A 14,464-nucleotide genomic window follows, 5' to 3' on the forward strand; every position below is an offset into this window, starting at 1 on the left:
GTGGGAACCGGCACCTACGGAGTCCTGGACGGACCGGCGGTGCGGCGGGTGACCGTGCCGCTGGCGAAACTGCCCGCACAGGCCCACGGCCTGCGGATAGCCCTGGTCAGCGATCTGCATCTGGGCCCGGCGCTGGGCCGCGCGTTCTGCGAACGGGTGGTGCGCACGGTGAACGGCACCCGCCCGGACCTCATCGCGGTCGTCGGCGATCTCGCCGACGGGACCGTGGACGATCTGCGGGCCGAAACCGAACCGCTGGCGGGTCTCACCGCCCCCCTGGGGGCCTATTACGTACCGGGCAACCACGAATACTTCGCCGACGCCGACGCATGGCTCGCCCGGGCCGGTGAACTGGGCATGAAGGTGCTGCTCAACCAGCGGGTGTCGCTGCCGTACTTCGATCTCGCCGGGGTCGACGATCCCCGGGGAAGCGCTGTCGGCCGGGGACCCGATTTCGCGGCGGCCCTGGACGGCCGGGACACCGGTCGAGCCTGCGTACTACTGGCTCATCAGCCGGTCGTGATCCACGAATCCGTGGCATACGGGGTCGACCTGCAATTGTCCGGGCACACCCACGGGGGACAGCTGTGGCCTGGCAATCTGATCGCGCGGCTGCCCAACCCGACCGTGGCGGGGCTGGAGCTGTACGGGGCTACCGCGCTGTATGTGACCCGCGGCGCCGGTGCCTGGGGCCCGCCGGTACGGGTCGCGGCCCCGTCGGATGTCACGGTGCTCGAGCTGGCCTCGCTCCAGGGAGTCTGAGCCGCTGGTGACGGAGGCGTCAGAGGCGGGTGAGCAGATTCTGCAGCCGTTCGATCCGGGGAGTCTGCACCGGAGTGAACTCGGGGGGATGATGGATCTCGACGCTGAGACGGTCGTCGTAGGTGGTGATGATGCTGGTGCCGCCGCCGGCCTGTGGGGGGCGGCGTCCGGTGGGGTCGGGTTTGGCGATCATGGTGGTGCGGAAGTCGTGGATCCGGAGCGTGGGCACCGACAGCCGGGGTAATCGGCCCCAGTTCGTGGTCATCACCGTGTCGAACGGGTTGGCGGGTGGGGCGGCCAGGGTGTCGGGCAGTTGTAGCGGGGTCTGCTGGATGTAACCGGAGGCGAGGTCGCTGCGCAGGGCGTGGAACACCCCGTGGGCCAGGGCGGGGAGGGCGGCCTCGGTGCCGGGGCGGGGCCGGTGACCGGCGAAGCCCAGCACATTCGTGCCCTCGGCCGGGCCGATGACGGGCCGGACCCGGCGCCGCAGGTCCACCGAATACGAACACAGCAGTTCGTCGACCGGCAGCTGCCGGGCCTCCGATTCGGTGAGCAGCAGGGCGGCGGCCACCAGGCTGTGCACCGTCACCCCCGTGTGGTGCCCGTACGCGACGAGTGCGCCGGTCTGCTCGCGGCTCAGCCGGCATCGGGTGGTGAGCAGGGGCGGATAGGGGTGTTCGTTCGCGTTGAGCGCATCCGCCGGCGGGAGCGGTGGTGCGGCCCGCGGCGGCTCGCTACCGCCCGCGACGGGCCGGCGTACGACTCCGCGGGCGGCGAGCAGATCCTCCACCGGCATCGGCTGCCTGGTGGGCGGGAGCGTGGGCACCCGTCCGGCCGCGGCGGCCACATAGCAGTGCCACAGTTGCTCGAGCAGGTGCAGGCCGTGGGTGGCATCGGCGATGCTGTGGTGCACCAGCAGCGTGACGCTCGCGGTATCGCCCGACCGCACCACGTGCAGCGTGCCCAGTGCGCGCCGCTGATCCGGCTCGGCACCGGTCAGCAGCTGTTCCGGGTCGCCGTCGGCGACGGTCAGCACGATCTCGGGCGGTCCGGAGGTGACGAGGGTGTGCCCGACCGGCTCGGTGGGCGCGAGCTGCGCGCCGAGGATGGGATGGGCCGTGACCAGCACTTCGAAGGCGGTGGCCAGCGCGCTGAGGTCGATCCGACCGGACATTCGGGCGCAGTATCCGACGAAGACCTCGCTGAATGCGAAAATCTGTTCGCTGGGCGCCAGCGGGCGGATGACGGTTGCCGCGGTCATGATTGGTGCCTTCGTCCGGAAGTTTGTGTGAGGTTAACCCAAAAACGGTTCCTTGCCGGATATTTCGGTCGGTACGAGACGGACGCTACACAACCCGCCCGACTCGGCTGGTACGTTCGCTTAGGTAAACCTAATTAGTGGAGGAGGCCGGATGGCCAGAAAGCGCACGACCATGACCGTCGCCCGGACGGAGTGGCTCGGCCCGCATATCGTGCGGGTGTATCTGGGTGATCCCGGATTCGACGACTTCGACGCGAACGAGTTCACCGACGCGTATGTGAAACTGCTGTTCGATCGCGCCGACGGCGAGGTGATGCGCACCTACACGGTCCGTTCGGTGGATGCCGCGGCCCGGGAGATCGCCATCGACTTCGTCGTGCACGGCGACGAGGGCATCGCCGGTCCGTGGGCCGCCGCGGTCCGGCCCGGCGAGCAGGTCACGTTCTTCGGCCCGGGTGGGGCCTACGCACCGCGCCCGGACGCCGACTGGCATCTGCTCGCCGGTGACGAGGCCGCGCTACCCGCCATCTCCGCCGCGGTGGAGGCACTGCCCGAGGGAGCGCCCGCGAAGGTGTTCATCGAGGTCGCCGACTCGGCCGACGAGATAACCCTCACCTCCGCGGCGCTCGTGGACGTCACCTGGGTACACCGCGGCGGCGCCGCGCACGAGGTCGGCGACGACCGCGCCGGCGACAACGCGCCCCTGATCGGCGCGGTCCGGTCGGCGCCGTGGCTGCCGGGCCGGGTGCAGGTCTTCATCCACGGGGAGGCGCAGGCCGTGATGCACAATCTGCGCCCCTACATCCGCAAGGAGCGCGGCGTCTCGGCGGAGTTCGCGTCCATTTCCGGGTACTGGCGCCGGGGGCGGACCGAGGAGGGTTTCCGGGTCTGGAAGAAGGAACTCGCCGCGGTCGAGACCCCCGGCTGAGCCGCGGCCCGGCGGGATCAGTTCGCCGGGCAGTCCGCGCCGTTGGGGACCGGCAGGCAGATCCCCGCGGTCGCCGACAGGAGCAGTCCCGCCCCGGCCACGAGTGCGCCGAGGGCGACGGCCAGGAAAAAGACCACCCACAGCAGGCCCGGCAACCGGGTGAGCCGGGCCAGCTGATCGGCGTCGGTGGTGCCGTCGCGCATCCGGGAGCGGGTGCGCTGCAGTTCCAGTACCGGGCGGCTGCCGGCCAGCAACAGCAGCCAGGTCGCGAGATAGGCGAATCCGGCCTGCAGCGCGTCGGAACCGAACCACGACACCGCGAAAACCAGTGCGCCGGTGCTCACCACGGAGACCACGCCGTACACATTCCGGATCATCACCAGCATCACCGCCAGGGCGGCGATTGCGATCCACAGCATGAGGGTGATGCGCCCGGCGCCCAGCAGCGCGGCGAAACCTAGTCCCACCAGGGGCGGCGCCGGGTAGCCGGCCAGCGCGGTCAGGATCATGCCGAGCCCGTAGGGTTTTCCACTGGACACGGTGAGTCCCGACGTATCCGAATGCAGGGTGATGGCATTGAGCCGGCGTCCGCTCAGCAGCGCTACCAGCGCGTGTCCGCCCTCGTGCGCGATGGTGACCACATTGCGGGTGATCCGCCACAGCGGGCCGTAGGCCACCAGTATCAGCGCCGCCACGGCGGTGGCGAGTACCAGCCACGACGGCGGGGCCGCCTGGGTCGTCGTGAGCCGCTCCGCGATGGAACTGCTGCGGTCTATCAGATCACCGGTATCCACCGCCGCACCTTAACCGGGGGAAGCGGCGCGGCGCGCGTCGTGGTCCGGCCCCGGCGGCCGGGCCCGCCGGTGGGGGACTGCACGAAACGGAAGTATCTGTTGATGGGACGTCTCACTATCTTTGCCGACCCGAGTTCCGAGGTGGACCGAAGTCCGGGCGATGTGTCGGCCGGAGAAGGGTGGGTAACTATACGTTTGTCCATATCGGTTGCCGGTCGGTGGTGGAGGGAGCACGCATGTGCACGGGTGAGCAGTACGACCGTGAGCCGGAGCGGTCCCGGCAGGTGTTCGAGGTTCCGGGTCCGGCGGAGCTGATGCGGATCTGGTCGGCCGAGGGCGCCCGCCCGGCGGCGCGCGAACGACCCGGATCGGATTTCCAGACGGCCTTCCGGGTGGGGCTGGGCATGGCGCTGGCGCTGCTCGACGATTCGGATCCGTCCGGGCGTCAGGTGCTGGCCCGGCTCGAGGTGGCCGCCGCGCGCTGGGCGCGCGAGGAAGTGCCGCTCGAGGTCATTCAGCACGCCCTGCACGAAGGGGTGAAAAGCGGTCTGGGCCTGAGTAGTTCGACGGCGCGGCAGACGCTGGGCGCCGCGGCCGAGAGCGTGGACGGATGTTTCGTGGTCGATGTGCTCGATACGCTGACCGCGGCCGTCTCGCGCGCCTATGTGGCGCAGGTACGCAGTCAGCGGCGCGCCTGAGGCTCAGTTCGCCCGGTAACTGCGCGCGACCAGCGCGGACCGCAGGTACCACAGGCCCGACGGCTGCGTGGGATCGAAGCCGGTGAGCTGGGCGACCCGCTTGAGTCGATAGTCGATGGTATTGGTGTGGATGTGCATGAGCCGGGCGGTGCGCTGCCGGTTCAGGTTGTTGCTGATATGACGCTGCAGGGTTTCCAGCAGCTCCGGATGATCGTCGAGCGGATCCAACAGCGATCCCAGGTATTCGCGGCCGGGGCCGGGCCGGGTCAGCTGGTATTCCAGCGCCATATCGTCGAACCGGTACAGTCCGGGCACACAGTCGAGCCGCTGCACCATATCCAGCAGTTCGTGGGCCTGATCCGCCGCCGAGGGAACTTCCGCGGTGGGCGCCTCCACGACCGCGGCGCTGACCGGCACCTGGGCCGCACGCGACAGGTGCGCGACCAGTTCGTCGAGTTGCTCGCCGGTCAAGATCTCGGCGGGCAGCAGCACCGTCCCCCCGTCCACGCTCAACAGCGACAGCGCCGAATCCTCACAGCGGGTCGCCAATTCGGCCTGCACCCGGCGTAGCTTGCGACGCGCGACGACCTTGCCGTCCAGTGCCGGGATCGCCTCGTCCGGATGGGCCGGAATGGCGATCGCCAGTACGGTGTAGGCGGGGGCGATCTCGATTCCGCATTCGCGGGCCATGGTGGAGGTACTGTGCCCGCCGAGCAGCGCGGAGGTCAGCGTGTGCACGGCGGTGTGGTGTTCGCTCACCACCGACCGCAATTCGCGGACGTAGGCCATGGAGATACAGACGGTCATCTTGTCCAGCATCTCGACGACCAGTTTGGCCCCGTCGACCAGCGCCGAATAGTCGGTCACGGTCGCATTGGACACCACGAGGTCCAAGCCGAGCCGGAAACCCTCGTGCACGGCATGGTGGATGGTGTCGATCGGGACTCCCTCGCGCGCCCAGCCGGCGGCGGCGTTCTCCAGCCGTCTGGTCTTCTCCGGAATGTCCTTACCGTCGAGCATGCTGACGGCGAGTTCGAGGCAGGTCCGGGTGATGGTGGTCACATCGCCGTGGATCGCGTCTCCCGGCAGCGTTCCGCACGGGACCACGTTCTCCACGAAATGGCCCACCATGCGACGGGACAGTTTGCGCACATCCTGTAGTGGGGCGGACATGGGCTGGCCGGATAGCGTCAGCTTGGTTCTGGTCGTGTCGACGGTCATGCTGCTGACTCCTTCTACCCCTGGGTGGCGAGACTGCGGCTCCACAGTAATGATCATGTGTCGGGTTCCGGGCGGCTTTACGAACTCGACTGGACGACCGTGCAGCCGCCGACCGTCCGGCTTGTGACCGGTCACAGTGGTGCGAGTTATGGTCGAACCCGCTGATCAGGCGGGAAACGCAGGTGCGAGGGTGCTTGTGGCCCGTTCGGCGCGAGGGCAGGCGTTCTCGCCCGCGCCCGCGGTGCTGTCGACCCGCACCCGCACCACACCGCCGGCCGCGGTGGGCAGGGCGACGGTGCAGGTCGTCGCGGTATCGGCGGCGCCGGTGTGCAGTAGCCGGCCGCTGCGATCCGCGAGAGTGATCTCGGTGCGGGTGTCGCCGTCGCCGGCGACCTCGTCCGGTGACCCCTCGGCGGAGAACAGGACGCGCAGGGCCGCCCGCTCGCTGCTCCATCCGCAGCCCGCCCAGCCCGGTTCGGTGGCCACATCGCGCCGGATCGAGCCGGGCGCGAACCCCGATTCGGTGAGCAGAGCGGCCGGGAGGCCGCACGGATCCCAGATCGCCGCGGGGTCCGCCGGTTCCGCCGCACCGCCACAGCCGGCGGTGAGGATCGCGAGGGCGGCCGACCCGCCGACCAGGACACGGGCGGAAACGCCCGATCGGCGCGAGCGGTGAAGTGCACTCATGGCGCGGATGCTATCCACCGATCCCGCTGTGCCACAGCCCCTCTGTGCGGGCTCACAGCACCTCGCGAGGCAGCGTTGCTCCGCGGCACAAGTCACGCGCTTCACCCGGTACCGCTCCTCCGGCGAGGCCGGTCGACGCAGAGCGGGGCCGCTCCCGACACCGCATGCCGTGCGGCGTAAGCCGACAGCGAGAGCAGGCCCGGTGGGCGCAGGCCGCGGCGAAACGATAGTGCGGTCACCGCCGGCGGGGGTCCCACACCCGCATCGATCGAACGCGGGGACTCGGACCGCCCAAGGTGCATGTGCTGCACCTCCTTCGTCTTCCTCGGATGGTCGGCGTACGTGGTCGGCGCGGGGCCGGCCTGCCCGCCGGCCAGCGGGGCAGCGGAGAACATCGGTCTCATCATGTGGAAATGCGGGGGCGCCCGTGGCGGTGTGGGGAATACGGTGGCCCGGCGGTCGTGTTGACGTGTCCGGTCCGGAGAAAGAGGTGCGGCAGTGGTGACGGAGACGGTGCGAACCGATGTGGGGCTCCGCTCCGAACGTGGCGCGATTCTCGGATCGCTCATGCTGGCCACCGGTCTGATCGCACTCGATTCCACCATCATCGCGACCGCGGTACTCACCATCACCGAAAGCCTGGGCGGTTTCGCCCAGTTCCCGTGGTTGTTCTCCGTCTATCTGCTCGCCCAGGCCGTCACGGTGCCGGTGTACGGGAAGATCGCCGATACGGTGGGTCGTAAACCGGTGCTCCTGTTCGGGATCGCCGTCTTCGCTGTCGGCTCGCTGCTGTGCGGGCTCGCGGGCAGCATGCTGTGGCTGATCGTGTTCCGGGCCGTACAGGGTATCGGGGCGGGGGCCATTCAGCCCATGACCATGACCATCGCCGGTGATCTGTACACCCTGGCCGAACGCGCGAAGGTCCAGGGCTATCTCGCGGGTGTCTGGGCCTTCTCCTCGGTCTCCGGTCCGCTGCTGGGTGGCGTCTTCGCCGAATACGTCGGCTGGCGGTGGATCTTCCTGGTCAATCTGCCGCTGTCGGCATGGGCCGGGTGGATGCTGTTGCGACACTTCACCGAGACTCCCTCCCGGCAGCGCCGGCAGGTGGACTACGCCGGAGCGTTGCTGCTGACCTCCGGTGCGGGGGCGATCATCCTGGGATTGCTCGAGGGCGGCCGCGCCTGGGCCTGGAGTTCGCCGATCAGTATCGCTATCTTCGCCGGCGGTGCGGCGGTGCTGGTGTTGTTCGTTCTCGTGGAGCGCCGGGCCGCCGATCCGGTGCTGCCGCTGTGGCTTTTCACCCGGCGGGTGGTGGTCGCCAGTTCGGCGATCTCCGCGCTGGTGGGTGCGTTGCTGCTCGGTCTCACGTCCTATGTTCCGGCCTTCACCCAGGGCGTTCTGGGCGCCGGGGCGGTGGTGGGCGGGCTGACGGTCGGCGCGCTGACCCTGGGCTGGCCGGTATCGGCTTCCCAGTCCGGCCGGGTGTATCTGCGGATCGGCTTCCGGCGCACCTCCCTCATCGGCGGCGTCATGGCCACGGTCGGTGCTGCCGGCACCCTGTTCATCGGGCCGGGCACATCCATCGCGCAGGTCGCGGCCACCTGTTTCGTCATCGGCCTCGGTATGGGGCTGGTGGCGAGTCCGACCTTGATCGCCGCCCAGAGCAGCGCCACCTGGGGCGAACGGGGTGTGGTGACCTCGTCCAATATGTTCGCCCGGTCCATCGGCAGTGCCGTCGGTGTGGCCGTGTTCGGCGCACTCGTGAATTCGCGGGTGGGCGATACCGGCACCCCCTCGCCGGTGGCGCTGGCCGAGGGGGTGCATCTGGTGTTCGTGGCGGTGGCCGTCATGGCCGTGGCCATTGTGGTCGCCTCCGCGCTGATGCCCGGCCGCGCGGAATCGGCCGGGCACGGGCGAACCGTCACTCCTGGGCGGTGAGTACCTCCACGCGCTCCCCGGCATCGAATTCGATCACCTGGTGGACCCGGGAATCGCCGACCGGCCCGAGATCGGCGACGACGACTTCGCCACGCTGAGCGACCGATTCGACCAGCGCTTCCTGGGGATTACCGTCCGATCCGGCGATCAGGATCCGGTCCCCGACCGCCAGCGCGTCGGCGCGGACGCCACTGTCGATCAGACGCGGAGTGAAAACGCCGCAGTAGGTGCGGCCGGCGGAGTCGCCGATTCCGCGCTGGGCGATCGTCCACCAGACGGGTGTCGTACTGTCGCCGGCGGTTCTGCGGTGCCAGCGCAGGACTCGATCCCGGCCCGCTTCGGCGGCGGCTCGGCTCTCGTGCACCGACACGTGCCGGCGCACGGGCGCGCTGCGCGGTTTCACGGTGCCCGCCGCACCGTCGACCACCAGGATCCAGTTCGCGGACTGCTCGTGATCGCGTGCCGCGTTGACCCGTTTGGCCAGTGCCTGGCCCGGGGTAGCGCCGAGCCGATCGGCGACCTCGGCCAGGTTCTCCGCGAGCCCGAGCGCGCGCAGGAACGCGGCCACCTCGATTTCGGCGGTACCGAGCCGCTGGGCCAGGACCGGCATGGGCGTGCGGTCCCGCCAGGCGCCGCGGGCGATGTGCTCGTGTTCGGTGAGCCAGAGCGCGGACGGGCCGTGCCGATGATGATCCAGTACGACCGCCCACCAGTCCCATTGTGGATCTGCGGCCATCCGGTCCCGGATCCAACCGGCCCGGTCGTTCGCGCGTACTTTCTCCTCCGGCGGAACGAAATTCCGCAGTGCCGCCTGTACGGCGGACGGGGTCCGGCCGAGTTCGGCGGCGATATCGGGCAACCCCTTACCCGCCCGCAGTTCCGCGGCGATGGCCCGGTATTCCGATTCGCGCCACGATGTCCCGTGCTGACGCGGCGGCAGCAATCGTTCCTGTCCGATTTCACTCATCACAGAACCCCCGGTTCCGATGCGCCGGAGGGACGTGCGATGCGGCCGGTCCGCCGGCCGCATATTACCCCTCCGACTGTGTCCTACCTGCATGATTTTACGTGGGGGGTCCGACAGAAAACCGCCTCGCGGCGCCGGTGCGGGCCGGGGCCGGAGAGGGAACACTCGTTCCGGCGCAACGGTTTCGGTGCACTTCGACCGAATCGAACCCGGCCCCGGCCCACCGGCTTCCGATGGGCCGCAGCCGAGTTCGTCGATCAAGGTGTGGAGTAGCCGATCAGCGCGCCGACGCCCGCGCCGATCGGAATGGTGATCAGGGCGCCCACCCCGCCCAGGAAGAAGCCGAGTACGGCACCGATACCGCCGCCGATCAGGGCGCCGATCCCGGCATTGTGCAGTTTGCGGGCCTCGGTGTCGGGGTCGGCCACCAGCTGGGCCACATGCTGCCCCGCCGGTGTGGACGCCGCGGGTGTCAGGGTGAGGGTGCGGCCGTCGGCCGAGATGGCCGACGCCAGCGGCGCGGTCTGCCCGGCGGCCGCGACGCCCAGCGGCAGCGTGGTGAGTATGCGGCCCGCCGGATCCGAGAGGGTGACGGCCGCGCCGTCGGCGGTGAGCGCGAAGCTGCCGGTGTCGAGAGTCGTGACGATCGCGGTGCCGGCCTCGTTCGGCGCCACCTCATAGCCGATGCCCTGCTCGGCGCCGCGCACGGCGACCTCGGTGGCCACGGGCTGCGCCTGCGCGGTACCTGCGGCGACGCCCAGGGCGCCGATCGAGATCAGCGCGGTGGCGGCGAGTTGCTTGATTCTCATGGTGTTCCCCACTTGTTCTGCCGGCACTGCGGCGCCGACGGTCCCCAAGAAGCCGGATCTCGGCTCGGAACCCATTCTCACGGAACAAGATCGGGCCGACAATGGTTTCCGCGAATCGGTGCCGCGGTGAATTCCGCCGTGCCGCGCCCTTTCCGGACGTCTGCGCAGCGCGTCGTGCGCATTCGGCGGCGGATAGCCTTCGTTTTCCGGACAGTGCTCGCGGGTGGCGCCACGCCGCCGCGCCACCCGCGAGCCGTCCCCGCTATATATCCAGGATATGAGGGAGACCGGCCCGGAAACGGTCCGCGTCGATTCTTTTCGCCGCCTCGAACGCGGGCAGGGCGACCAGCGGGAAAACCGGTGCGTGCGGTGCGGGATCGTCCGCGGCGTCGATGATCGCATTGGCCGCCGACCGGCCGGATTCGTTGGCGCCCTCCATGGTCGCCAGATCGATATTGCTGCGCACATGATCGCCACCGAAGAACAGATTCGGGATGGCGCAGTGCGCGGTCGGCCGATGGTCGTAGGAACCGACGGTATTGACCAGTAGCGGGGTTTCGTTGTGGGCGACGCCGCCGGACCAGCTCACCCCCGGATCGAGGTGCCAGGAGTGGATATCTTCGTCACGCAGCCAACCGGTGCCGTTGTTCAGCCACAATTTCAGCTGCGCCCAGACCTCGTTCGCGATTTCCTGCGCGCTGCACTGTTTCGCGGGCCGGTGATGCAGAATTCCCGGGGTATCCCAATCGGAGATATCCACCGAGAAACATTCCGCGACCGAACCGTCGCCGTACAGGGCGGGGAAATCCCCGACCCACATCGGCGCCTGCCGCAGCGCGGTCAGGGCCCACGGTGATCCCAGTGCCGCGATATGCCCCTCCGGGATATCGGTGGGGCGGCGCAGATAGAACTGGATACCCACCATCCAATCGGTGAGCAGTTCGCGCATTCCGGCCAGCTGCGGATCGGCGGACAGGATCGGATCGTCGAGCAGCGGCACGGTCTTCTCGACCGGCATGGCACAAACGTAGTGGTCGGCGACCACGGAAGCCGCGGCGCCACCGGTGTCGGTGACGGTGACCGACTCGATCCGGCCGTTCCCGTAGTGCAACCGGCTCGCGCGCCGGCCCATGACGAACCGCACGCCCCGGCTACGCAGATAGGTCACCCACGGATCTATCCAGGCCGCGTTGGTGGGGCGGTTCAGGATCCGGTCCACGCCGCCGGAGAATTCCGGAACGAGATTGGTTCCCGCCAGTACCAGGGCTTCGCCGATGGTGCCGATGGTGCGGGCCGAACTGAGATGCGGTTTCGCCGCGACGGTTATCCGGGTGAGCGCGTTGACGAGATAGGAGCGGTAGGCGGGGGACTTGCCGTCGGCGCGCATGATCTGTTCCCAGGTCAGGTACTCCCATTGCCCGAAGCGGCGTTCGGTGCTCGAGGTGAACCACATGAGCATCTGTTTGGCGAAGAACGCCAATTCGTGTGGCGGCAGTTCCGGGATGAAGGCGAACGCGCCGATAATGCTGTTCTGCAGACGTTCCGGGGTGAGCTGATCGAGTGCGCCCACTTCCACCGGGGCGAAGATCGGCGGTTTGTCGCGGAACCCCGCCACCGTCCCCTCGACGCGGATCAGATTGTCGAGTACCCCGTTCGGATTACCGGGGAAGGGGATACGCCGCATGGTGTCGGGGATGTTCTGGTAGCAGCCGGGGAAGAAGCGGAAACCGTGTTCGCCGGGCAGGTCCGCCCGTCCGCCGGCCCCGCTACCGGGCACCGGCATACTGCGTGCCTTGCCGCCGAGGAAAGCGGGTTCGTAGACGGTCACCCGGAAACCACGTTCGGCGAGTTCGTGCGCGGCGGACAGGCCGGCCATCCCGCCGCCGAAGACGGCGACCTCTTTGCCGCCGGTGCGTAGACCCGGGGTCCGGCGGCGGGGGGCGGCGGCGTGCCCGGGACCGGTCGCCGCCGATCCCGCCGCGAGGATCGCGGCGCCGGTGAGCGCACCACGCAGGGCGGTGCGGCGGTCGATCGAGGCTGACTTCTTCGGCAGCTGATCCGACATGGTGAACTCCTGGTCAAGCGGTGGCGGTACCGGGGGACGACGGGGACACGGCGGGCGGGGCGCCGCGCAGTGTGGTGCACGAGGTGTAGAACTCGCCCGCGGTGACCCGGATCTCATGCGCGATATCGGCCAGCACCGGCCCCGGGTCGCCGCGGTGGTGCCACAGCGCCCCGGCGGTGAGACGCGCCATGCGGGCCGGGGTATAGAGCTCGGCGGGACGCCGGGTGCGGGAGAAGACGCCGGTGGTGATCTCCGCCAGGGCACGGTCCTCGGTCGCGGCGCGATACAGCTCGACTTCGAGCGGGCTCATCGCGGTGCCGCGGGCGAGCCGGTTGGTCCAGTGGTAGATCTCGCGGCATTCGCGCACCCGCCGCCGCTCCCAGGCGGCGACCGCGCGGTCCAGCCGGACGGGGTCGTCGAGTTCCGGCGCGACGGCTTCGGCCAGCAGCCGTCCGTAGTGCAGGGCATCGCGGATGCCCTGGGCGGTGACCGGGTCCTTGAAATGGCCGGAGTCACCGGGTAGTGCCCAGCCCGGCCCGCTGGAACGACGGAAATAGGAGGAGATATCGGTGGCCGACCGTACCCGCCCGACCTTTTCGCAGTCACGCAGTCGCTCCCGCAGTGGCGGCAGGCGGTCCAGCGCGGCGGCATAGCGTTGTTCGGCGTCGCCGGGGCGCAGGGGGCCCGCTTCGGCCGGCGGCTGGACCAGGCTCAGCAGCAGGCCGTCGTCACAGGGGAAGGCGGTGCCGAGGTCGGCGCCCACCCGCCACTGTGCGGCGATATCCCGCCAGTCGCCGGACGCGTCGCGCCAGTAGGCGAAATAGCAGTCGCGACCGCTGGGCGCGGACTCGTACGGGGTCAGGGCCCCGGCGAGTTTCGCCACGGTGCTGCGGCGGCCGTCGGCGCCGACCACGAGTGCGGCGCGGATCTCGACGAGCCGGCCGCCGGGGTCGGTGTAGCGCACCCCGGCGCACCGCCCACCGTCCCAGACGAGTTCGGTCACCCGGCATTTCTCGCGGATATCGGCCCCCGCCGCGCGGGCGGTGCGCACCAGTGCGTGGTCGAGGCCGGTGCGGCGTACACACAGGGTGTAGTCGATACCGTCGACCAGCGGGAATGCACCCGAAATCGTATATCCCGCCCCGGCGGCGTAGGCCCGGGTGAGGCGTGGCGCGCCGAGTTTCTCCACGGCGCCCAGGGCGCCCAGCCGGGACAGTTCGGCGACTCCCGCCGGCCACAGCAGATGGGTGGACAGCGTGTCGGAGGGAAAGCGTGTGCTGTCCAGTACGACGACCCGGCGGCCCGCCCGGGCGAGGGTGGCCGCGGTGGCGGAACCGGCACATCGGGCGCCGACGACGACGGTTTCGGCTTGCTCGACCGCGCTGGGGCACTCGGCCATGGGAACCGTCCTCGGTCATCGAGTCTCGGACACTATGTCCGATTGATGGTGCGGCGCGCAGGCGCGATTGTCAACCAACCGAGCCGCACTGTCCCGCACGGTCTTCCGCCGGCCGCGGCGATTCCTTGCCGTCGTCCCGGGAAAGGGCTTCGTGTCCCGATGCGGGGGCGACGGGAACCGGCACGTGCCACCGAGGCGGGCACAATGTCCCCATGGACCTTGCGAGCCGATATCCACTGCACCGCGCGATCGAGCCGGCGGACACCGGATGCCCTCGCTGACCCGGACCCCGCGGTCCGCCCGGAAACCGGACGAGGACCGCCGGGCCGAGTTCGAACAGCGGGTGTTGCGGGCGGTGGAGGACCTGCTGGCCGACGGCACTCCGTTCACCGAGATCGCGGTACAGAAGATCGCCGCCACCGCGCAGATGGCGCGCTCCACCTTCTACCGGTATTTCCCGGACAAGAGCCAGCTGCTGATCCGGACCGCCGAGCTGGCCACGGCCGATCTGTTCGAGGCCGCCGAGCGGTGGTGGGGCGCCGAGCACACCGACCGGGAAGCGGGGGTGCGGCGGGCGATGAGCGCCATGATCGCCGGGTTCCGCCGCCACCGCTATCTGCTGCTGGCACTGAGCGAGGTCGCGGCCTACGACCGGGATGTGGGCGCCTATTGGCGGGCCCGGGTGGCCACTTTCGTCGACCTGGTGCGCGCCCGGCTGGAAGCCGATCGAGCGGCCGGCCGGGTCGCGCCGGAACTCGAACCCGCCGCGACCGCGCTGGTCCTGGCGGCCATGGTGGAGCGCTCCATCACCACCGCGTTCGCGGTGCGGACCGGGATCAGTGATGCGGAATTGGCGCGAGCGCTGGGCCGATCGATCTGGCTGGTGGTCTACGGCGACGCCCCCGCCGGTGGTGCGACGGCCTGATCCCGCTCCG

13 protein-coding genes are annotated in these 14,464 nt (G+C 69.7%); 5 read left to right on the forward strand and 8 right to left on the reverse strand.

Going from position 1 to position 14,464, the window contains the following annotated elements; translation table 11 throughout:
- A partial coding sequence (locus ON38_RS10655; protein WP_039824436.1) for a metallophosphoesterase occupies positions 1-762 on the forward strand: 762 nt, incomplete at its 5' end.
- A 19-nt stretch (positions 763-781) separates the two neighbouring features.
- Here the strand turns inward: ON38_RS10655 and ON38_RS10660 are convergent.
- Positions 782-2,023, reverse strand: coding sequence for a phthiocerol/phthiodiolone dimycocerosyl transferase family protein (locus ON38_RS10660; RefSeq protein ID WP_051164586.1), 1,242 nt, complete (start codon positions 2,021-2,023; stop codon positions 782-784).
- Between the two features lie 151 nt (positions 2,024-2,174).
- Here ON38_RS10660 and ON38_RS10665 point away from each other — a divergent pair, with 151 nt between their 5' ends.
- Positions 2,175-2,951 carry a siderophore-interacting protein gene (locus ON38_RS10665; RefSeq protein WP_039824438.1) on the forward strand — a complete coding sequence of 259 codons (777 nt, stop codon included), beginning with the start codon at positions 2,175-2,177 and terminating at the stop codon, positions 2,949-2,951.
- Positions 2,952-2,968: 17 nt separating this feature from the next.
- Here ON38_RS10665 and ON38_RS10670 read toward each other — a convergent pair whose 3' ends face one another.
- Positions 2,969-3,745 (reverse strand): M50 family metallopeptidase, encoded by a 777-nt coding sequence (locus ON38_RS10670; RefSeq protein WP_039824440.1) that lies wholly within the window; start codon positions 3,743-3,745, stop codon positions 2,969-2,971.
- A 236-nt stretch (positions 3,746-3,981) separates the two neighbouring features.
- On the opposite strand from ON38_RS10670, the gene ON38_RS10675 reads away from it, so the two are divergent.
- Positions 3,982-4,443, forward strand: a complete 462-nt coding sequence (locus tag ON38_RS10675) for an RsbRD N-terminal domain-containing protein (protein WP_039824442.1) — start codon at positions 3,982-3,984, stop codon at positions 4,441-4,443.
- Positions 4,444-4,446: 3 nt separating this feature from the next.
- On the opposite strand, the gene ON38_RS10680 is transcribed toward ON38_RS10675, so the two are convergent.
- Complete coding sequence (locus ON38_RS10680; protein WP_039824444.1) at positions 4,447-5,664, reverse strand: PucR family transcriptional regulator; 1,218 nt, start codon at positions 5,662-5,664, stop codon at positions 4,447-4,449.
- A 165-nt stretch (positions 5,665-5,829) separates the two neighbouring features.
- Positions 5,830-6,351 carry a DUF3558 family protein gene (locus tag ON38_RS10685; RefSeq protein ID WP_039824446.1) on the reverse strand — a complete coding sequence of 174 codons (522 nt, stop codon included), beginning with the start codon at positions 6,349-6,351 and terminating at the stop codon, positions 5,830-5,832.
- 498 nt (positions 6,352-6,849) lie between these two features.
- On the opposite strand from ON38_RS10685, the gene ON38_RS10690 reads away from it, so the two are divergent.
- Positions 6,850-8,289, forward strand: coding sequence for an MDR family MFS transporter (locus ON38_RS10690; RefSeq protein ID WP_039824448.1), 1,440 nt, complete (start codon positions 6,850-6,852; stop codon positions 8,287-8,289).
- On the opposite strand, the gene ON38_RS10695 is transcribed toward ON38_RS10690, so the two are convergent.
- The 4 genes from ON38_RS10695 to ON38_RS10710 all read right to left on the reverse strand — a co-directional run bounded on the left by ON38_RS10695 (position 8,273) and on the right by ON38_RS10710 (position 13,529).
- A complete protein-coding gene (locus tag ON38_RS10695; protein WP_039824449.1) occupies positions 8,273-9,256 on the reverse strand; it encodes a hypothetical protein in 984 nt (327 codons plus the stop codon). The genes ON38_RS10690 and ON38_RS10695 overlap by 17 nt on opposite strands.
- Before the next feature lie 257 nt (positions 9,257-9,513).
- On the reverse strand, positions 9,514-10,065 hold the full coding sequence (locus ON38_RS10700) for a DUF8020 domain-containing protein (RefSeq protein WP_039824450.1): 552 nt from the start codon (positions 10,063-10,065) through the stop codon (positions 9,514-9,516).
- 262 nt (positions 10,066-10,327) lie between these two features.
- Entirely contained in the window at positions 10,328-12,130 is a 1,803-nt protein-coding gene (locus ON38_RS10705; protein WP_039824452.1) for a hydroxysqualene dehydroxylase, read from the reverse strand.
- Positions 12,131-12,143: 13 nt separating this feature from the next.
- Positions 12,144-13,529: an NAD(P)/FAD-dependent oxidoreductase gene (locus ON38_RS10710; protein ID WP_039824454.1), complete on the reverse strand. Its 1,386-nt coding sequence runs from the start codon at positions 13,527-13,529 to the stop codon at positions 12,144-12,146.
- A 268-nt stretch (positions 13,530-13,797) separates the two neighbouring features.
- Here ON38_RS10710 and ON38_RS10715 point away from each other — a divergent pair, with 268 nt between their 5' ends.
- Positions 13,798-14,454 carry a TetR/AcrR family transcriptional regulator gene (locus ON38_RS10715; RefSeq protein ID WP_039824456.1) on the forward strand — a complete coding sequence of 219 codons (657 nt, stop codon included), beginning with the start codon at positions 13,798-13,800 and terminating at the stop codon, positions 14,452-14,454.
- Positions 14,455-14,464: the final 10 nt, after the last annotated feature.

Origin of the sequence: Nocardia testacea NBRC 100365, assembly GCF_000308775.1 — a bacterium.
In the GTDB taxonomy this organism is placed as follows: Bacteria; Actinomycetota; Actinomycetes; order Mycobacteriales; family Mycobacteriaceae; genus Nocardia; species Nocardia testacea.

Excerpts from the sequence above, each read along its gene's own strand:
- ON38_RS10715 (WP_039824456.1), top strand. The coding sequence starts at position 13,798 with ATGCCCTCGCTGACCCGGACCCCGCGGTCCGCCCGGAAACCGGACGAG.
- ON38_RS10675 (WP_039824442.1), top strand. The coding sequence starts at position 3,982 with ATGTGCACGGGTGAGCAGTACGACCGTGAGCCGGAGCGGTCCCGGCAG.
- ON38_RS10700 (WP_039824450.1), bottom strand. The coding sequence starts at position 10,065 with ATGAGAATCAAGCAACTCGCCGCCACCGCGCTGATCTCGATCGGCGCC.
- ON38_RS10665 (WP_039824438.1), top strand. The coding sequence starts at position 2,175 with ATGGCCAGAAAGCGCACGACCATGACCGTCGCCCGGACGGAGTGGCTC.
- ON38_RS10710 (WP_039824454.1), bottom strand. The coding sequence starts at position 13,529 with ATGGCCGAGTGCCCCAGCGCGGTCGAGCAAGCCGAAACCGTCGTCGTC.
- ON38_RS10685 (WP_039824446.1), bottom strand. The coding sequence starts at position 6,351 with ATGAGTGCACTTCACCGCTCGCGCCGATCGGGCGTTTCCGCCCGTGTC.
- ON38_RS10680 (WP_039824444.1), bottom strand. The coding sequence starts at position 5,664 with ATGACCGTCGACACGACCAGAACCAAGCTGACGCTATCCGGCCAGCCC.
- ON38_RS10705 (WP_039824452.1), bottom strand. The coding sequence starts at position 12,130 with ATGTCGGATCAGCTGCCGAAGAAGTCAGCCTCGATCGACCGCCGCACC.
- ON38_RS10695 (WP_039824449.1), bottom strand. The coding sequence starts at position 9,256 with ATGAGTGAAATCGGACAGGAACGATTGCTGCCGCCGCGTCAGCACGGG.
- ON38_RS10660 (WP_051164586.1), bottom strand. The coding sequence starts at position 2,023 with ATGACCGCGGCAACCGTCATCCGCCCGCTGGCGCCCAGCGAACAGATT.